At 59.7% G+C, this 17,980-nt stretch carries 17 protein-coding genes; 12 read left to right on the top strand and 5 right to left on the bottom strand.

Translation table 11 applies throughout. The features are described from left to right. Nucleotides 1-54 precede the first annotated feature (54 nt). From gltR to BLX42_RS09425, 9 genes are all read left to right on the top strand, one after another. The gene (gltR, locus tag BLX42_RS09465; protein WP_046784414.1) at nt 55-780 is read left to right on the top strand and encodes a two-component system response regulator GltR; all 726 of its coding nucleotides are present in this window, start codon (nt 55-57) and stop codon (nt 778-780) included. Beyond that, nucleotides 761-2,215 (top strand): ATP-binding protein, encoded by a 1,455-nt coding sequence (locus BLX42_RS09460; RefSeq protein WP_046784413.1) that lies wholly within the window; start codon nt 761-763, stop codon nt 2,213-2,215. The genes gltR and BLX42_RS09460 overlap by 20 nt, the downstream gene beginning before the upstream one ends. Before the next feature lie 102 nt (nt 2,216-2,317). Then, the gene (locus BLX42_RS09455; RefSeq protein ID WP_161871657.1) at nt 2,318-3,544 is read left to right on the top strand and encodes an AGE family epimerase/isomerase; all 1,227 of its coding nucleotides are present in this window, start codon (nt 2,318-2,320) and stop codon (nt 3,542-3,544) included. A 104-nt stretch (nt 3,545-3,648) separates the two neighbouring features. Then, entirely contained in the window at nt 3,649-4,935 is a 1,287-nt protein-coding gene (locus tag BLX42_RS09450; RefSeq protein ID WP_046784411.1) for an ABC transporter substrate-binding protein, read from the top strand. Between the two features lie 193 nt (nt 4,936-5,128). Further along, on the top strand, nt 5,129-6,037 hold the full coding sequence (locus BLX42_RS09445; protein WP_012316021.1) for a carbohydrate ABC transporter permease: 909 nt from the start codon (nt 5,129-5,131) through the stop codon (nt 6,035-6,037). Next, a complete protein-coding gene (locus BLX42_RS09440) occupies nt 6,030-6,875 on the top strand; it encodes a carbohydrate ABC transporter permease (RefSeq protein ID WP_046784410.1) in 846 nt (281 codons plus the stop codon). Before BLX42_RS09445 ends, BLX42_RS09440 begins: the two co-directional genes overlap by 8 nt. Nucleotides 6,876-6,878: 3 nt before the next feature. Further along, nucleotides 6,879-8,033 carry an ABC transporter ATP-binding protein gene (locus BLX42_RS09435; RefSeq protein ID WP_115273971.1) on the top strand — a complete coding sequence of 385 codons (1,155 nt, stop codon included), beginning with the start codon at nt 6,879-6,881 and terminating at the stop codon, nt 8,031-8,033. A 91-nt stretch (nt 8,034-8,124) separates the two neighbouring features. Then, nucleotides 8,125-9,417: a carbohydrate porin gene (locus tag BLX42_RS09430; RefSeq protein ID WP_223255080.1), complete on the top strand. Its 1,293-nt coding sequence runs from the start codon at nt 8,125-8,127 to the stop codon at nt 9,415-9,417. Between the two features lie 117 nt (nt 9,418-9,534). Beyond that, the gene (locus BLX42_RS09425) at nt 9,535-10,389 is read left to right on the top strand and encodes a D-hexose-6-phosphate mutarotase (protein ID WP_046784407.1); all 855 of its coding nucleotides are present in this window, start codon (nt 9,535-9,537) and stop codon (nt 10,387-10,389) included. Here BLX42_RS09425 and hexR read toward each other — a convergent pair. Beyond that, the gene (hexR, locus tag BLX42_RS09420) at nt 10,382-11,245 is read right to left on the bottom strand and encodes a DNA-binding transcriptional regulator HexR (RefSeq protein WP_174141604.1); all 864 of its coding nucleotides are present in this window, start codon (nt 11,243-11,245) and stop codon (nt 10,382-10,384) included. The two genes, BLX42_RS09425 and hexR, sit on opposite strands and share 8 nt — an antisense overlap. Before the next feature lie 211 nt (nt 11,246-11,456). Here hexR and zwf point away from each other — a divergent pair, with 211 nt between their 5' ends. Genes zwf through BLX42_RS09405 form a run of 3 tightly spaced genes read left to right on the top strand, consistent with a single transcriptional unit; the run spans nt 11,457 to nt 14,318 of the window. Further along, nucleotides 11,457-12,926, top strand: a complete 1,470-nt coding sequence (gene zwf / locus BLX42_RS09415) for a glucose-6-phosphate dehydrogenase (protein WP_046784406.1) — start codon at nt 11,457-11,459, stop codon at nt 12,924-12,926. Further along, entirely contained in the window at nt 12,913-13,626 is a 714-nt protein-coding gene (gene pgl / locus BLX42_RS09410; protein WP_161871656.1) for a 6-phosphogluconolactonase, read from the top strand. Before zwf ends, pgl begins: the two co-directional genes overlap by 14 nt. A 17-nt stretch (nt 13,627-13,643) precedes the next feature. After that, on the top strand, nt 13,644-14,318 hold the full coding sequence (locus tag BLX42_RS09405; protein ID WP_012316013.1) for a bifunctional 4-hydroxy-2-oxoglutarate aldolase/2-dehydro-3-deoxy-phosphogluconate aldolase: 675 nt from the start codon (nt 13,644-13,646) through the stop codon (nt 14,316-14,318). A gap of 284 nt (nt 14,319-14,602) precedes the next feature. On the opposite strand, the gene BLX42_RS09400 is transcribed toward BLX42_RS09405, so the two are convergent. The 4 genes from BLX42_RS09400 to BLX42_RS09385 form a co-directional block, all read right to left on the bottom strand. Next, entirely contained in the window at nt 14,603-15,163 is a 561-nt protein-coding gene (locus tag BLX42_RS09400) for a cupin domain-containing protein (protein WP_161871655.1), read from the bottom strand. Continuing rightward, nucleotides 15,153-16,304 carry a hypothetical protein gene (locus BLX42_RS09395; RefSeq protein ID WP_161871654.1) on the bottom strand — a complete coding sequence of 384 codons (1,152 nt, stop codon included), beginning with the start codon at nt 16,302-16,304 and terminating at the stop codon, nt 15,153-15,155. The genes BLX42_RS09400 and BLX42_RS09395 overlap by 11 nt, the downstream gene beginning before the upstream one ends. Then, nucleotides 16,301-17,185, bottom strand: coding sequence for an NAD(P)-dependent oxidoreductase (locus BLX42_RS09390; RefSeq protein WP_161871653.1), 885 nt, complete (start codon nt 17,183-17,185; stop codon nt 16,301-16,303). The genes BLX42_RS09395 and BLX42_RS09390 overlap by 4 nt, the downstream gene beginning before the upstream one ends. Before the next feature lie 172 nt (nt 17,186-17,357). Beyond that, the gene (locus BLX42_RS09385; protein WP_161871652.1) at nt 17,358-17,867 is read right to left on the bottom strand and encodes a hypothetical protein; all 510 of its coding nucleotides are present in this window, start codon (nt 17,865-17,867) and stop codon (nt 17,358-17,360) included. Nucleotides 17,868-17,980: the final 113 nt, after the last annotated feature.

Below are 17,980 nucleotides of genomic sequence, written 5' to 3'. Positions count from 1 at the left end.
TTTGCGGCCCTCACAGCAGGCAAAAGACCTGTGACAACAAGAGGGCGGGATACCTTGAGCACTGCCGGAAAATCGATCCTGATGGTCGACGACGATCAGGAAATCCGCGAGCTGTTGCAAACCTATCTGAGCCGCGCCGGCTTCCAGGTGCACGCCGAAGCCGATGGCCAGGGTTTTCGCCACGCGCTGGAAAACACTCACTGCGATCTGGTCATTCTCGATGTGATGCTGCCCGACGAGGACGGCTTCAGCCTGTGCCGCTGGGTGCGCCAGCACCCGCGTCAATCGCGGGTGCCGATCATCATGCTGACCGCCAGCTCCGACGAGGCCGACCGGGTCATCGGCCTTGAGCTTGGCGCGGACGATTATCTGGGCAAACCGTTCAGCCCGCGGGAACTGCAGGCGCGAATCAAGGCCCTGCTGCGTCGCGCAGAATTCGGCCAGGCCGCGCCAGCCACAGCGGTACTGGCCTTCGACGACTGGCGCCTGGACACGGTCAGCCACCGCCTGTTCCACCGCGATGGCGAAGAGGTGATCCTTTCCGGTGCCGATTTCGCCTTGCTGAAGCTGTTTCTCGATCACCCTCAGCAGATCCTCGACCGCGATACCATCGGCAACGCTACCCGTGGCCGTGAGCCAATGCCGCTGGACCGTATCGTTGACATGGCGGTCAGCCGCCTGCGTCAGCGTCTGCGCGATACCGACAAACCGCCACGGCTGATCCGCACTGTGCGCGGCAGTGGCTACCTGCTGGCTGCGCATGTCTGCTGTGCTTCCTGAGCGGCGCTGGCGCCTGGTGCCGCGCTCGCTGCTGGGGCGCATGCTGCTGTTGACCTTGCTGGTGGTGTTGTTGGCTCAAGGTTTGTCCAGCGTCATCTGGGTCGCGCAGTTACGTGCCAGCCAGCTTCAGGGCTTGCGCGCCAGTGCCGGCAGCCTGGCCCATTCGATGAGTGCCAGCGTCAGTTATTTCCGTTCCTTGCCGGTGGCTTATCGGCCGATGGTATTGGACCAGTTGCGCAGCATGGGCGGTACGCGTTTTTTCGTGTCGCTCAACGACAAGCCGCTGGACATGCCGGTATTGCCCATAACACCGCGCAAGCAGGCGGTGATCGATGTGTTTCAGCAGGTACTGCATGAGCGGCTGGGCGCGCAGATGGAAGTTTCCGTCGAGTTCGTCGCCCCCGATGACCTGCGCATCTTCAACAGCGGCCTGAAGCTCGATGAGCTGCCGCGTTCCTGGGCGCATTACTCGCTGACCCTGGAACCACTCAACCCGCCTGTACTGGTCACGCAGATTCGCCTGGGCCAAGACGAGTGGCTGTACATCGCCTCGTTGCTGCCTGAGCCCTACACCAGCCTTGAAGCCGAGCGCCTGCCACGCCAGCAGATCGGCTTCATCGTCCTGACCACCGCCTTGCTGCTGCTGTTCATCGGCCTGCTGGTGCACTGGCAGAGCTGGCCACTCAAGCGCCTGGCGCGGGCCGCGCGGGACCTGTCGCTGGGCGCCGATGTGGCGCCAGTGCCCGAGGGCGGTGGCAGCGAGGTGGTCGAGGTCGGGCGTGCGTTCAACAGCATGCGTGAACGCATCAGCCGCTACCTCACCGAGCGCAGCCAGTTGTTCAGCGCCATTTCCCACGACCTGCGCACGCCCATCACCCGGCTGCGGCTGCGCGTCGAACTGCTGGAAGATGAGCGCCTGCAGGCCAAGTTCAGCCAGGATCTGGATGAGCTGGAGCTGTTGGTCAAAGGCGCCTTGCAATGCGTGAAAGACACTGACATCCACGAGAACATCGAGCCGGTCGACCTCAACCAGGTCCTGGAGATTCTCGCCGAGCCGTATCTGGGGGATGGCCGCATCACCGTCGAAGGCCAGGCCCTGGCGCCGTACCCCGGCAAGCCGCTGGCCTTGCGCCGCTGCATCGGCAACCTGATAGACAATGCCATCAAGTACGGCGAGCGGGCCCGCCTGCGCATCATCGACAGCGCACAGGGCTTTGTCCTGCAGGTGGATGACCACGGGCCGGGTGTGCCACAGCAGCAGCTTGAGCAGGTGTTCGAGCCGCACTTCAGGCTCGCCGGGCAGCAGCAAGGGTATGGCTTGGGGCTGGGGATCGCCCGCAACATCGCCCATAGCCATGGGGGTGAGGTGAGCTTGCTCAATTTGCGCGAGGGTGGGTTGCGCGTGACCCTTTATCTGCCGCGTGGCGTTGAGTGAAGGTATGTCACCGACCGGTGACATAACCGCAAGCCTTCGTGACATCCCAGCCAGGACGGCTGGCTAGAATCTGCAAACCTCATACAGGGAAGAAACGGGCGCATGGACTACATCGATTCCCCGGAACATACCGCCTGGCTCACAAGCGAGGGCCAGCGGCTGCTCTCTTTCGCCAAGGCCTCGCAAGCCCCTGAAGGGTTCGGCAATCTCGACGCCCGCGGCAAGCTGCCCCCTACGGCTGTCGCCCAAACCATGAACACCGCACGCATGACCCACAGCTTCGCCCTGGCCCACCTTCAGGGGGCGCCAGGCTGCCTGGCATTGGTGCAGCACGGTGTGCAGGCCTTGTGCGGGCCTTTGCGCGACGCCGGGTACGGCGGTTGGTTCGCCCGCCCGTACGGCCAGGGTGACAACGGCAAGGCGGCTTACCTGCATGCCTTCGTCGCGCTTGCCGCCAGCTCTGCCGTCGTGGCGGGCGCTGCGGGAGCACAGGGGTTGCTGGCGCAGGCGATACGGGTCATCGAGGAACGCTTCTGGAGCGAGCAAGAGGGTGCGATGCGCGAGTCCTTCTCCAGCGACTGGCAGCAGCCTGAAGCTTATCGCGGCGCCAACAGCAACATGCACGCCACTGAGGCCTTCCTCGCCCTGGCCGATGTGACGGGCGATGTACTTTGGCTGGAGCGCGCCCTGCGTATCGTCGAGCGCATCATTCACGGCCATGCTGGCGCCAGTGACTACCGAGTGATCGAACATTTCGATGTGCACTGGCAACCGCTGCCCGAATACAACCGGGACAATCCCGCAGATCACTTCCGCCCATACGGCACAACGCCTGGCCATGCGTTCGAGTGGTCTCGTCTGGTCCTGCACCTTGAGGCTGCGCGGCGTCAGGCCGGGCTTCCTGCCCCGGCATGGCTGCTGGCCTGCGCGCGGGGCCTGTTCGCCAATGCCTGCCAGCATGCCTGGAGCGTCGATGGTGCCGAGGGCATCGTCTACACCTTGGGCTGGGACAATCAGCCCAGGGTGCGCGAGCGCCTGCACTGGGTGCATGCCGAAGCGTGCGCCAGTGCCGCAGCGCTGCTGCGGCGAACCGGCGAGCAGCAGTACGAGCAATGGTACCGGCGCTTCTGGACGTTCATCGACACTCATTTCATCGACCGCGCAGCCGGAAGCTGGCACCACGAACTCGGCCCGGACAACCAGCCAGCGGCGACGATTTGGGCAGGCAAGCCAGACCTTTATCACGCCTACCAGGCTGTACTGCTGCCAACGCTGCCCCTGGCACCCAGCCTGGCGAGCGCACTGGCGCGCAATGTAACCAAACGATGACATTCACGCATCGCTTCGTTACCTGGCGCAGCGGGCACTCTGATTAGACTCCATGCAATGCAAGCGCTCGACTTGCCCGGCATAACAACAAGAAAGGTACTCCGATGAATTCGACTCTCCGCCTCGCTGCCGCGATTTCCTTCGCCTCCCTGTTCCCGCTCAGTGCTCTCGCCGCCGACACCAAAGGCAGTGTCGAAGTGGTTCACTGGTGGACATCCGGTGGTGAAAAAGCGGCAGTCGATGTGCTCAAGGCCCAGGTCGAGAAGGATGGCTTCACCTGGAAGGATGGTGCGGTTGCCGGCGGTGGTGGCGCCACGGCCATGACCGTGCTCAAGAGCCGCGCCGTGGCCGGTAACCCGCCCGGCGTTGCCCAGATCAAGGGGCCGGACATCCAGGACTGGGCTGCCACCGGCCTGCTGGACCCGGATGTGCTCAAGGATGTGGCCAAGCAAGAAAAGTGGGACTCGCTGCTCGACAAGAAGGTCGCCGACACCGTCAAGTACGAAGGCGACTACGTGGCTGTGCCGGTGAACATCCATCGCATCAACTGGCTGTGGATCAACCCCGAAGTGTTCAAGAAGGCCGGCATCGACAAGGCGCCGACCACCCTCGACGAATTCTACGCCGCCGCCGACAAACTCAAGGCCGCCGGCTTCATCCCGCTCGCCCATGGCGGCCAGCCATGGCAGGACAGCACGGTGTTCGAGAGTGTGGTGCTGTCGGTGATGGGGGCGGACGGTTACAAGAAAGCGCTGGTCGACCTCGATGAAGCCACGCTGACCGGGCCGCAGATGGTCAAGTCGCTGACCGAGCTGAAGAAGGTCGCCACCTACATGGACCCCGACGGCAAAGGCCAGGACTGGAACCTGGAAGCAGCCAAAGTCATCAATGGCAAGGCTGGCATGCAGATCATGGGTGACTGGGCCAAGAGCGAGTGGACCCTGGCCAAGAAGACCGCCGGCAAGGACTATCAGTGCGTCGCGTTCCCTGGTACCGACAAGGCTTTCCTGTACAACATCGACTCACTGGTGGTGTTCAAGCAGAACGACGAGGGCACGGCCGCTGGCCAGCAGGACATCGCCAAGAAGGTGCTTGGCCAGGACTTCCAGAAGGTCTTCAGCATCAACAAAGGCTCCATTCCCGTGCGTAACGACATGCTCGCCGACATGGGCACCTACGGCTTCGACGCTTGCGCCCAGACTTCTGCCAAGGACTTCATGGCCGACGCCAAAACCGGTGGCCTGCAGCCGAGCATGGCGCACAACATGGCCACCACGCTGGCCGTGCAGGGCGCCTTCTTCGATGTAGTGACCAACTACATCAACGACCCCAAGGCCGACCCTGCCGATGCAGCGAAGAAGCTGGCGGCGGCGATCAGATCGGCCAAGTAACCAAGCTCAAGGCAGGCACGATTGCTCTTGTAGGAGCGGCCTTGTGTCGCGAAAGGACCGCGAAGCGGTCCCCAGGCCTGCAAGCCAGGTTCGACGGTCTGTCTTTGTTCTCGAGCCCCTGGGGCTGCTGCGCAGCCCTTTCGCGACGCAAGGCCGCTCCTACAGCAGATGGGCAGTGCCTTCAAGGTGAATCATGACTACAGCAACCGCCCGACTGCGGGCCTCTCCCCTGGACGCTCTGCAGCGCTGGCTACCCAAGCTGGTGCTGGCACCCAGCATGTTCATCGTCCTGGTGGGCTTTTACGGCTACATCCTGTGGACGTTCGTCCTGTCTTTCACCACCTCGACCTTCCTGCCGACTTACAAGTGGGCGGGCCTTGCGCAATACGCCAGGCTGTTCGACAACGATCGCTGGTGGGTGGCCAGCAAGAACCTGCTGGTGTTCGGCGGGCTGTTCATCGGTATCAGCCTGGCCATCGGCGTGCTGCTGGCGGTGCTGCTCGACCAGCGCATCCGCCGCGAAGGTTTCATCCGCACGGTCTACCTGTACCCGATGGCTTTATCGATGATCGTCACCGGTACCGCCTGGAAGTGGCTGCTCAACCCTGGCATGGGCCTGGACAAACTGTTGCGTGACTGGGGCTGGGAAGGGTTTCGCCTGGACTGGCTGATCGACCCCGACCGGGTGGTGTACTGCCTGGTGATCGCCGCCGTGTGGCAAGCCTCGGGCTTCATCATGGCGATGTTCCTGGCCGGCCTGCGCGGGGTCGACCAGTCGATCATCCGTGCTGCGCAGATGGATGGCGCAAGCCTGCCACGCATCTACTGGACCGTCGTGCTGCCGAGCCTGCGCCCGGTGTTCTTCAGTTCGCTGATGATCCTCTCGCACATCGCGATCAAGAGCTTCGACCTGGTGGCCGCAATGACCGCCGGTGGCCCGGGCTACTCATCCGACCTGCCGGCGATGTTCATGTATTCGTTCACCTTCAGCCGCGGCCAGATGGGCATGGGCTCGGCCAGCGCCATCCTCATGCTCGGGGCGATCCTGGCGATCCTCGTGCCTTACCTGTACTCGGAGCTGCGGAGCAAACGCCATGCATAGCCCTGTCGACAAAGCGGTGCCGAGCATCAGCCGCATCGCGATTCACGCTGTATTGCTGATGGCCGTGCTGCTTTACCTGGTGCCGTTGGTGGTGATGCTGCTGACCAGCTTCAAGACCCCGGAGGACATCAGTACCGGCAACCTGCTGAGCTGGCCGACCGTGGTCAGCGGCATCGGCTGGGTCAAGGCCTGGAGCACGGTCAGCGGGTACTTCTGGAACTCGATCATGATCACCGTACCGGCGGTGCTGATTTCGACCACCATCGGTGCGCTCAACGGTTATGTGCTGTCGATGTGGCGCTTCCGCGGGTCGCAGTTGTTTTTCGGCTTGCTGCTGTTCGGTTGCTTCCTGCCGTTCCAGACGGTGCTGCTGCCAGCCTCGTTCACCCTCGGCAAGTTGGGCCTGGCCAGCACCACCAGTGGCCTGGTGCTGGTGCATGTGGTCTACGGCCTGGCCTTCACCACGCTGTTCTTCCGCAACTTCTACGTGAGCATTCCCGATGCGCTGGTCAAGGCCGCACGCCTGGACGGTGCCGGGTTCTTCACCATTTTTCGCCGCATCATCCTGCCGATGTCGACACCGATCATCATGGTCTGCCTGATCTGGCAGTTCACCCAGATCTGGAACGACTTCCTGTTCGGCGTGGTGTTCTCCAGTGGCGACTCGCAACCGATCACCGTAGCCCTGAACAACCTGGTCAACACCAGTACCGGGGCCAAGGAATACAACGTCGACATGGCGGCGGCGATGATCGCTGGCCTGCCAACCCTGCTGGTCTATGTGGTGGCAGGCAAGTATTTCGTTCGCGGGCTCACAGCCGGCGCCGTCAAGGGGTAAGTCATGGCAACGCTTGAACTTCGTAATGTGAACAAGACCTACGGCAGCGGCCTGCCGGATACGCTCAAGGACATCCAGCTGTCGATCAAAGACGGCGAATTCCTGATATTGGTCGGCCCTTCGGGGTGCGGTAAGTCGACCTTGATGAACTGCATCGCAGGCCTTGAGAACATCACCGGTGGCGCGATTCTCATCGATGACCAGGATGTCAGCGGTATGAGCCCCAAGGATCGTGATATCGCCATGGTGTTCCAGTCCTACGCGCTGTACCCGACCATGAGCGTGCGCGAGAACATCGAGTTCGGCCTGAAGATCCGCAAGATGCCGCAGGCTGCCATCGACGAGGAAGTGGCGCGTGTGGCCAAGCTGTTGCAGATCGAACACCTGCTTTCACGCAAGCCGGCGCAGTTGTCCGGTGGCCAGCAGCAGCGGGTGGCGATGGGCCGCGCCTTGGCGCGGCGGCCGAAGATCTACCTGTTCGACGAGCCGTTGTCCAACCTCGACGCCAAGCTGCGCGTCGAGATGCGCACGGAAATGAAACTGATGCACCAGCGGCTCAAGACCACCACGGTGTATGTCACCCACGACCAGATCGAGGCCATGACCCTGGGCGACAAGGTTGCGGTGATGAAGGACGGCATCATTCAGCAGTTCGGTACCCCGCAGCAGATCTACAACGACCCGGCCAATCAGTTCGTTGCCAGCTTCATCGGCTCGCCGCCGATGAACTTCATACCGGTACGCCTGGCCAGGCAGGACGGGCGCCTGCTGGCCCTGCTCGACAGCGGCCAGGCACGTTGCGAGCTGCCGTTGGGCGTGGCCGGCGACGAGCTGGACGGGCGCGAGATCATCCTCGGCATCCGCCCGGAGCAAATCAGCCTGGGTACGGGGGAGGGCAACGGCCTGCCGGGCATTCGCGCCGAGGTGCAGGTAACCGAACCTACCGGCCCTGACCTGTTGGTCTTCGTCACCCTCAACCAGACCAAAGTGTGCTGCCGCCTGGCGCCGGATGTGGCGTGCCGGGTCGGTGACAGCCTGAACCTGCAGTTCGACCCGGCACGGGTGCTGCTGTTCGACGCCGCCAGCGGCGAACGCCTGGACTTGAATACTGCCAACGCTTCACTGAAGGACAACGTGACTCACCTCAAGAGCCGTTGAATCGTCGAAACCATCAATAAGAAAAAGAGGACGCAAAGGGATGGAACAGCGCAATCGCATAAGGACCTTGGGCTCGCTGGCCCTGCTGGCCATGGTTGGGAGTAGCGGGGTGCAGGCCGCCGAGGCCTTCTCCAGCGAATCGAAATGGATGACCGGCGACTGGGGCGGTACCCGCACCGAACTGCTGGAAAAAGGCTATGACTTCACCCTCGACTATGTGGGCGAGGTCGCCGGCAACCTCAATGGCGGCTACAACGACGACAAGACCGCACGCTACAGTGACCAGTTCGCCCTCGGCGCGCACCTGGACCTGCAGAAGATCCTTGGCTGGCACGATGCCGAGTTCAAGCTGGCGATCACCGAGCGCAGTGGCCGCAACCTCTCCAATGATCGCATCAGCGACCCGCGTGCTGGCCAGTTCAGTTCGGTGCAGGAGGTGTGGGGCCGCGGCCAGACCTGGCGCCTGACCCAGATGTGGATCAAGCAGAAGTACTTCGACGGTGCCCTGGATGTGAAATTCGGCCGTTTCGGCGAGGGCGAGGACTTCAACAGCTTCCCCTGCGACTTCCAGAACCTGGCCTTCTGTGGATCGCAGGTGGGCAACTGGGTCGGCGGCATCTGGTACAACTGGCCGGTCAGCCAGTGGGCGCTGCGGGTCAAGTACAACATCACGCCGGAGTTCTTCGTGCAGGTCGGCGCGTTCGAGCAGAACCCCTCCAACCTGGAAACCGGCAACGGCTTCAAGCTTAGCGGCAGCGGCACCAAGGGTGCGATCCTGCCGGTGGAGGCCGTCTGGTCGCCCAAGGTCAACGGCCTGCCGGGCGAGTATCGCCTGGGCTATTACTACAGCACGGCTGACGCCGAAGACGTCTACGAGGACGTCAATGGCAACCCGCAAGGGATCAGCGGCGCCGGCTTCAAGTCACACTCCAGCAAGCACGGCTGGTGGGTGGTTGCGCAGCAGCAGGTCACCGCCCACGGCGGCGACGTCAGCCGCGGTCTCAGCCTTTTCGCCAACTTCACCGTGCACGACAAGGCCACCAACGTGGTCGACAACTACCAGCAGGTGGGGTTGGTCTACAAAGGTGCCTTCGATGCCCGGCCCAAGGATGATATCGGCTTTGGTGTCGCCCGCATCCACGTCAACGATGATGTGAAGAAGCGCGCCGAACAGCTCAACGCCCAGAGCGGCATCAATGACTACGACAACCCGGGCTTCGTGCCGCTGCAGCGTACCGAGTACAACGCCGAGCTCTATTACGGCTTCCATGTGACCAACTGGCTGACCGTGCGCCCGAACCTTCAGTACATCAAGAGCCCGGGTGGCGTGGATGAGGTGGACAACGCGCTGGTCGCAGGGTTGAAGATTCAGTCGTCATTCTGAGCACATTTGTTGTAAATTTACGCCAATCCAAAAACGGCTCCCGGCATCCACTGGCTTGCAGTGGTTGTCGGGGATAGGCCGAGACAGCGCTATCTCAAACAACAAGAGCTTGGAACCATGCCTGAACATCCGCTACATCGCTTCTTTTCCGTACAGAGGCCGAGGCCGACATTCGAGTGGGAGCGTTACCAGCAGCGCGATGTGCTGATCATCGATCACCCCTGCTGCCAGGCGGTTTTCAGCCGTCAGGGCGCACAGTTGCTGCACTTCCAGCCGGCCGGCGAGCGGCCCTGGCTATGGTGCGCCGAACAGTGGCCGCAGGTGGGGGCAATCCGTGGCGGCGTGCCGGTGTGCTGGCCGTGGTATGGCCGCCACCCCAGCGAGGACCTGTGGCCCGCCCACGGCTGGGCGCGCCTGCTGGACTGGAAGCTGGTGGACAGCCGGGAGGACGAGGAGGGCGTGAGCCTGAAGTGGCGCCTGGACTTGTGCGACTGGCAGGTCGACCTGCATGCCCGCCTGGGCCGCCGCATGGAACTGAGCCTGAGTACCGAGCACCAGGACAGCGAACCCTGCCAGTTGAGCCATGCACTGCTGGCCTACTGGCGTATCAGTGACGTTTCCGAGATAGCGCTGTCCGGGCTTGAAGATGTTGAGGGCTATGACCGTCTGAGCCGGCAAGCCTGCCGCGAGGAGGGCGCATTGAAGCTCAAGGGCGGCTGCCAGAAAGTCTACCCCGGCACGCCGCGCGTGCAGTTGCAGGACCCCGCCTGGCAGCGTGAGCTGTGCATCGATACGGGTGACAGCGACGATACTGTGGTCTGGCACCCAGGCAACCGCCCGTTGATGGGTGTGAGCGGGCGCGAGAGCCAGGGTTTCGTGTGTGTCGAGGCGGCCAGCGGCAGCGGTGAAGGCCTGAGCCTGGCGCCGGGCCAGCGCGCTCATTTGCGGCTGCAGGCGCACCGGCTCAGCTGAGTTCGTCGTCCTCGATCGGGTAGCGGCTGGCGTTGAGGCTTTCCTTGATCTTGCGCAGGTGCGGCTGGAAGTCCACGCCGCGGCGCAGGGTCATCCCGGTGGCGAGTACGTCGAGCACGGTCAGCTGGATGATCCGCGACGTCATCGGCATGTAGATGTCGGTGTCTTCCGGCAGCGGGATGTGCAGGCTCAGGCTGCACGCTTGGGCCAGGGGTGAGCCGGCGGCGGTCAGGCCGAGCACCGAGGCGCCGTTTTCCCGGGCCAGGCGCGCCACCTCCACCAGTTCGCGGGTGCGCCCGGTGTAGGAGATGATCACGAACAAGTCGCCCGTGTGGGCCACAGAAGCCAGCATGCGCTGCATCAGCACGTCGGCGTGGGCCGAGACGGCGAGGTTGAAGCGGAAGAACTTGTGCTGGGCGTCCAGGGCTACCGGGGCAGAAGCGCCCAGGCCGAAGAAGTGGATCTGCCGGGCCTGGATCATCATATCCACGGCGCGGCTGACCTGCTGCGGGTCAAGCTGCTGGCAGGCGCTGTCGAGCGAGGCGATGGCACTGGCAAAGATTTTCTGGGTGTAGGCTGCAGGATCGTCATCGGCCTCGACGGCGCGGCTCACATAGGCAGCGCCACTGGCCAAACTCTGCGCCAGTTGCAGCTTGAGCTCGGGGTAACCGCTGACACCGAACGAGCGGCAGAAACGGTTGACGGTCGGTTCGCTGACCTTGGCCGCCTGGGCCAGTGCGGCAATGCTGAAACGGGTGGCTTGTTGCGGGTTGAGCAGGATGACTTCGGCGACTTTGCGTTCGGCCTTGTTCAGCTCGTCGAGGCGTCCCTGGATCTGCTCCAGGAGGTTTCGCACGCGGTCCATGGGTGTGTCCTTGGGTCGGGAAGACAGCCGGCTGGCGAAGCAGCAGGCTTTTTGCACGGTCGTCTATCCTACTGTCGGTACGGGTGGCGCACCACTTATCTGTAACGCTTGTGTGTAATGTTGTGGTTTTTACTACATTTTCTCTTGAAAACCGTATGTGAAAGCGGTATTCCTAGGCCAACTTTGGGAAAGAACCAACATCATGGCTGCGATCAGTGTTGAACCTTGCACCTTTGCCCTGTTCGGCGCCCTGGGCGACCTGGCATTGCGCAAGCTGTTTCCTGCGCTCTACCAGCTCGACCGCGCCAATTTGCTGCACGCCGATACTCGCTTGCTGGCGCTGGCCCGCGAGCCTGGCAGCGTGCAGGAGCACCTGAATACCATCGAGGCTCATCTGCGCAAACACGTGGCGGAGGCCGATCTGGAGCCTGCGGCGCTGGGGCGTTTTCTGGGGCGTCTGAGCTACCAGCACCTGGACTTCCTGCAGCCGGAGGGCTACCAGGCCCTGGCCGAGCAGGCACCTGCCCAGCTGCCGTTGATTGCCTATTTCGCCACTGCGGCTGCCGTGTATGGCGCGATCTGCGAAAACCTCGACAAGGCGGGCCTCGCCGCGCGCACCCGTGTGGTGCTGGAAAAGCCCATCGGGCACGATCTTGAGTCGTCGCGCCGGGTGAACGACGCCGTGGCGCGGTTCTTCCCGGAAAGCCGTGTTTACCGCATCGACCATTACCTGGGCAAGGAGACGGTGCAGAACCTGATCGCCCTGCGCTTCGCCAACAGCCTGTTCGAAACCCAGTGGAACCAGAACTCCATCTCCCACGTGGAAATCACCGTGGCCGAGAAGGTCGGCATCGAAGGCCGCTGGGGCTATTTCGACAAGGCCGGGCAGCTGCGCGATATGATTCAGAATCACCTGCTGCAGCTGTTGTGCCTGATTGCCATGGACCCGCCCAGCGAGCTGTCGGCCGACAGCATCCGCGATGAGAAGGTCAAGGTGCTCAAAGCCCTTGCGCCGATCACCGGCGAGGGCTTGAGTACCCGCGTGGTGCGCGGCCAGTACATTGCCGGCTACAGCGACGGCAAGCCGGTGCCGGGTTACCTGGAAGAAGACAACGCCAACGCCCAGAGCGACACGGAAACCTTCGTCGCCCTGCGTGCCGACATTCGTAACTGGCGCTGGTCGGGCGTACCGTTCTACCTGCGTACCGGTAAGCGCATGCCGCAGAAGCTGTCGCAGATCGTCATCCACTTCAAGGAGACGCCGCACTACATCTTCGCCCCGGAGCAACGTTTGCAGGTCGGCAACAAACTGATCATCCGCCTGCAACCCAGTGAAGGCATTTCTTTGCGGGTGATGACCAAGGAGCAGGGCCTGGACAAAGGCATGCAACTGCGCAGCGGCCCCTTGCAGCTGAATTTTTCCGACACCTGGCGCACCGCGCGGATTCCGGATGCCTACGAACGCCTGCTGCTTGAGGTGATGCGCGGCAACCAGAACCTGTTCGTGCGCAAGGATGAAATCGAATATGCCTGGAAATGGTGCGACCAGTTGATCGCGGGCTGGCAGAGCGCCGGCGATGCGCCCAAGCCGTACGCGGCGGGGTCTTGGGGGCCGATGAGCTCGATTGCACTGATTACGCGTGATGGGAGGGCGTGGTATGGGGATATCTGAATTGCAACTGCCGACTACCGTCAAGGCGCATCAACTCAATGATGCCCGCGCGCTCTCGGCAACATTGGCTGCTGATGTGGCCGACCGTTTGCGCGCAGCCATTGCCGCGAAAGGGCAGGCCTGCCTGGTGTTGTCCGGTGGCCGCAGCCCGGTGCCGTTCCTCGAGAAGCTGGCGACCGAGGCGCTGGACTGGTCGAAGGTCACCGTCAGCCTGGCCGACGAGCGCTGGGTGCCGGTGGAGCACGCCGACAGCAACGCCGGTTTGCTGGCTCGCCATCTGTTCCAGGGGGGCGCTGCCAAGGCTCGTTTCGTCGGCCTCTATCAGCAGACCGAAAACCTCGACGCAGCGGCTGCCAAGGCCGACCAGGCACTGGCCGATCTGCCGGCTATCGACGTGCTGGTACTGGGCATGGGCGACGATGGCCATACGGCTTCGCTGTTCCCCGACAGCCCGAATCTTGCCGAGGGCCTGGACCTGAACAGCAAGCGCCGTTGCCTGCCGTTGCTGGCGCCGAGCGTGCCGCACCAGCGCCTCTCGCTGACCCGTTCCCTGCTGGCCAGCGCCGCGTTCATCGCGCTGTCCGTGCAGGGCCCGGGCAAACTCGCTACCCTGCGCGCCGCGCTGGCGGGCAACGACCTCAATGAAATGCCGATTCGCGCCTTTCTTCACGACCCCTTGGACATCTACTGGTGCCCATGAGCAAAGGATCCACTGTCATGACCACCCTTGAACGCCCCCAGCCTCTGCTCTCGATGGCCGAGAAAGCCGCCCGGATCGATGCGATCTGTGGGGCGGCGCGCATCCTGCCGGTGATCACCATCGCCCGTGAGGAAGACATCCTGCCGCTGGCCGATGCCCTGGCCGCTGGTGGTATCCGCACCTTGGAAGTAACCCTGCGCTCGCAGTATGGCCTGAAGGCTATCCAGGTGCTGCGTGAGCAGCGTCCGGAACTGTGTGTCGGCGCCGGCACCGTGCTCGATCGCAGCATGTTTGCAGCGGTTGAAGCCGCTGGCGCGCAGTTTGTCGTTACCCCGGGGATCACTCAGGACATCCTCGAAGCTGGAGTCGACAGCGATATCCCATTGTTGCCGGGCATCAGCACGCCTTCGGAAATCATGATGGGTTATGCCTTGGGTTATCGCCGCTTCAAGCTGTTCCCGGCGGAAATCAGTGGCGGCGTGGCAGCGATCAAGGCCTTTGGTGGCCCGTTCGGTGATATTCGATTCTGCCCTACCGGTGGGGTCAACCCGGCCAACGTGCGCAACTACATGGCGCTGCCCAATGTGATGTGCGTGGGCGGCACCTGGATGCTCGACAGCAGCTGGATCAAGAACGGCGACTGGGCGCGGATCGAAGCGTGTAGCGCCGAGGCGATGGCTTTGCTGGACTGATACTGAATTTGTTGTGTGCTTTACGGCTTATGGGGCGCTTGGTCGGCGCCCCTTTTTTTGCCCGGCGTTTTTGAATTGCCAGTGCCGACCCTTTCGCGGGTAAACCCGCTTTCACAGGCATTGCACAGCGTTCGAATTCTGTGAAGTCTCTATGGGAGCGGGTTGACCCGCGAAAGGCCGGTATAGGTTAAAAAAGCCCGCATCAAATATGCGGACTTTCTCGTTCATCGCGGCACCGCTTAAGTCGACTTGGCTTTCTCCCGGCTCAGCGACTGTGACAGTAGTTAAAGGTAGTCAATCGCGAGAATTTGTGAATCCGGTTCAAGTTTATAGAAACAATGAGGAGTCCATTCTTCAATGAAAATGGAATCTCCCTCATTCAGTACCTCGTTGTGAAGATGTGGATGACTTCCCCATTTAACCCCTACTGTCCCAGAGAGAATGTATACGAATTCTCTAGCCTTATGTCCGGCGTTTAGTATTGCCTTCTCGGCCGATGGGAATAGAGGGGTAGTCCTGAGTACCAGCAGATTTTTATCTGAAGTTGTCTTGAGTAAGTGGCGGTAAAAATAGGCAGGCTCACCCTGCACGTGCCGTAGGCGATCGAATCGGATGAGTCCGCCGAAAACGCAGCTTTGAGATTTATCGTACTCGCCGCCTAATTCGTCAATCACATAGGCTGCTGTGACGTTAAGATGTTGGGCAATATTTTTAAGCTGCGTAGAGTTAATTGTAATGCCGTCGATGGTTCTATCATAGAGGCCTCGAATATTATCTAAAGTCATTTTTCGTTTTTGTATTAATTTCTGAAGGTCATCGAGTCTTGCTGTGATGTTAAACTCCATGTTGCCTTCCTTTCTTTATAGTGGAGCAAAGCATGGCCACATCGGTAAGAGTTATGGCACTTGATTTAATCATGGATACCTCTCTTACCAATTGCAGCAATTGCTGGACTTCATCATCTGAGCATGTGATTTGCAATTGGTCCAATGCGTATTTTATTGAGGCGCGTCCAGAATGTTTACCGACGATAATGTGACGTTCGCGCCCCATCACGCTTGTGTCGTAAGGCTCGAATGACTTGCCGTTGTTGAGAGTACCTTTTGTGTGAATACCTGACTCGTGAGAAAAAATGTTGCTGCCCACGATGGGCTGCCAAGGATTGATTTGAGAGCCAGTTGCATTGGCGACAATCTCAGAGAGTGTTTGAAGCTTTTCCGGCTTAACACCAAGGTCAATCCCGTATTGAATTTTTAGGGACATTACCATTTGCGCCAGGTCAGGCATTCCCGCTCGTTCACCAATACCGTTTACAGTGGCATGAAAATATTTTGCGCCTGCCTGCAAACCGGATAATGTATTGCTTACACCGAGGCCGAAGTCGTTATGAGCATGGCACTGGGTATCAATCTCCACTGCGGATACCACTGTACGGATGATGGAGTGGTACTGTTCAGGCGTAAGCACTCCAATCGTGTCAGAGAGCCGTAACCTATCGGCTCCCGCTTCGCAGATGTGGCCGGCATAATCAACGACAAATGACAAGTCTGAGCGGGCAACATCTTCAGCGCTGATTGAGACAAATACATCGCGTTGCTTTGCACAGTCTATTAATTCGCATGCCTGTCTGACAAGCCAGTCTTTTGATTTGTTTATGCTGTGCTTCAGGTGGACCTCTGAGGTGGGTAACCCGATATGTATGTATCGGTAGCCTGCGTCGAGTGATGCTTCTACGTCTGCACGTATCCCTCTATTCCAGCCTACCAGTCGAATATCAGTTCCCTGTGTGCGCTCTAGCATCTCACTTAATGTTCGGCTCTCAGTGCCGCCCATCGCATATATACCGCCTTCAATCCAGCGTATGCCCGCGTCGATAAGGGCATCGAATATCTTTAGTTTAGTTGCTCTTCCAAACGAAATGCCAGGTGCTTGCTCGCCATCTCGTAATGTCGTGTCTTCGACGATAATATCTTGACGTGGATTCATGATGTAACACTCCGTCGTTGAGCGAGTAGTGAAAAGTATTGGCATTGGTCAACGTCGTCGCCAAAGGCGTGTCTGGCGTCGATGAAGCATTGGATCGCCATCGCTGTTGCTGGATAAGCCTTAAGGTCTGGTAATTGAGATTGCGCCAATTCCAAATCTTTACAGCGGACGGCCAGCGTCACATGACTAGTTGTCAACCCTGAGAGAATATAGTTCAGCGATACATGCATGTAGGCAGAACGACCGCGGCAGGAAGTGAATACCTTCACCATTGATTCGAGATCCAAGCCCAACGCCTGCCCTTGATGAATAACTTCCAGGGCCCCTGCTAGATTGATAGACTCTGCCAGATTGTTGAGGATTTTAAGTTGCTGTGCCTTTCCAGGTTGTTTAACGTAGTTGATTGTTTTGCAGATTTTTATGAGTATGGGATGTGCCGATGAGTAGGCTTGTTCATTGCCTGAGACAATAGAGCATAATTTTCCCTGGAGAGCGCCCATTACTCCCCCAGAGATCGGGCATTCGATATAACTCACACCGATATTTCCGAACGCTTCATGTAGGTTGACCGCAGACTCCGCTGATAAGGTGCTGAAGTCAATTACGACTTTTCCTTCTTGGAGCGAATAAAGCAGTCCGTCAGTATCTGAGTAATAGATTGCCCGTAGTGCACTTTCTCCGCTAACACATACAAGAATAATGTTTGCGTTAGCTGCGAGCTCTCTCAAGTTGTTTTTCCAAAGTGCCCCTCGGTGTATCAGTTTTTCAGCTTTTTCGTACGTGCGGTTGTGGATTAATACCTCGACGCCAGTGTCTAGAAGTCGATGGCATATGGCATGACCCATTTGACCTAGGCCAATTAATCCGACGGTGATAGTCATGGTTTGATCCTCTATAATTCACAAGGCATGCATACCTGCAATTTCAAGTAGATAAAGGAGTGCAGCACGGCATGCTTGATGCCTGCCGGTGGAGCTTGCGTCAGTGACTAGTTTTCTAGAAGGTGGCTAGTGTGAAAATTATCCTATGCCACCTGGTCTGTTGTTTTCAATGCTAGCCATAGTTGATGGCGATAATTTCTGATTTCTCACCAGGTACATTGCTGACAAACCCGTGAGGTACATCGGGGAGAATGAAGATGGAGTCGCCCTCGTTCAATATCCCTTCTTTAAACTCATTGTCAGAGTCCAGCCGCCGAACCCGTACGCTCCCTTTAGTTACGTATACAACTTCCATTGATGAGTGTCCGTCATTCAAAGGCATGCATTGGAAGTCGTTGGCGCGTACATCCAGTCGTAGAGCCATTAATCGAGGGTCTTGATTGGTTGTAACCAAATGCTCATAAGTGTAGCAATGAGTACCATTTCTGATTTCTTCACGCTTGAAGCCAGTTCCTCGCCTAGCTATTTTTACGCCATTATCCAAGTCGGTAATAGTAAAACCTAAAAAAAGATCGCTCAGTGGCAAGGCCAAGTAGCTAGCAAGCTCTCTCAATTGCTCAATACTTTCGAAGTAAGCGAATTTGTCATCGAGCTCCACATCACAAACGTGTGACATGGTCATCTTTCTCGAAGCAAGGAGTCTCTCAAGGTTGTTTTTGCAAATAGTTATTTTGAGTGCGATCCATGAACCCCACCTACCGCCAGATGGAGCTTCGATTTACCGTGGCATCTCCG

It is taken from the genome of Pseudomonas sp. SG-MS2, assembly GCF_009933855.1.
Classification (GTDB): domain Bacteria; phylum Pseudomonadota; class Gammaproteobacteria; order Pseudomonadales; family Pseudomonadaceae; genus Aquipseudomonas; species Aquipseudomonas putida_E.
The sequence above is the reverse complement of the archived record's forward strand: the minus strand, read 5'-3'. Positions and strand labels throughout refer to the sequence as shown.

Excerpts from the sequence above, each read along its gene's own strand:
- BLX42_RS09460 (WP_046784413.1), top strand. The coding sequence starts at position 761 with ATGTCTGCTGTGCTTCCTGAGCGGCGCTGGCGCCTGGTGCCGCGCTCG.
- BLX42_RS09455 (WP_161871657.1), top strand. The coding sequence starts at position 2,318 with ATGGACTACATCGATTCCCCGGAACATACCGCCTGGCTCACAAGCGAG.
- BLX42_RS09450 (WP_046784411.1), top strand. The coding sequence starts at position 3,649 with ATGAATTCGACTCTCCGCCTCGCTGCCGCGATTTCCTTCGCCTCCCTG.
- BLX42_RS09445 (WP_012316021.1), top strand. The coding sequence starts at position 5,129 with ATGACTACAGCAACCGCCCGACTGCGGGCCTCTCCCCTGGACGCTCTG.
- BLX42_RS09440 (WP_046784410.1), top strand. The coding sequence starts at position 6,030 with ATGCATAGCCCTGTCGACAAAGCGGTGCCGAGCATCAGCCGCATCGCG.
- BLX42_RS09435 (WP_115273971.1), top strand. The coding sequence starts at position 6,879 with ATGGCAACGCTTGAACTTCGTAATGTGAACAAGACCTACGGCAGCGGC.
- BLX42_RS09430 (WP_223255080.1), top strand. The coding sequence starts at position 8,125 with ATGGTTGGGAGTAGCGGGGTGCAGGCCGCCGAGGCCTTCTCCAGCGAA.
- BLX42_RS09425 (WP_046784407.1), top strand. The coding sequence starts at position 9,535 with ATGCCTGAACATCCGCTACATCGCTTCTTTTCCGTACAGAGGCCGAGG.
- zwf (WP_046784406.1), top strand. The coding sequence starts at position 11,457 with ATGGCTGCGATCAGTGTTGAACCTTGCACCTTTGCCCTGTTCGGCGCC.
- pgl (WP_161871656.1), top strand. The coding sequence starts at position 12,913 with ATGGGGATATCTGAATTGCAACTGCCGACTACCGTCAAGGCGCATCAA.
- BLX42_RS09405 (WP_012316013.1), top strand. The coding sequence starts at position 13,644 with ATGACCACCCTTGAACGCCCCCAGCCTCTGCTCTCGATGGCCGAGAAA.
- BLX42_RS09400 (WP_161871655.1), bottom strand. The coding sequence starts at position 15,163 with ATGGAGTTTAACATCACAGCAAGACTCGATGACCTTCAGAAATTAATA.
- BLX42_RS09395 (WP_161871654.1), bottom strand. The coding sequence starts at position 16,304 with ATGAATCCACGTCAAGATATTATCGTCGAAGACACGACATTACGAGAT.
- BLX42_RS09390 (WP_161871653.1), bottom strand. The coding sequence starts at position 17,185 with ATGACTATCACCGTCGGATTAATTGGCCTAGGTCAAATGGGTCATGCC.
- BLX42_RS09385 (WP_161871652.1), bottom strand. The coding sequence starts at position 17,867 with ATGACCATGTCACACGTTTGTGATGTGGAGCTCGATGACAAATTCGCT.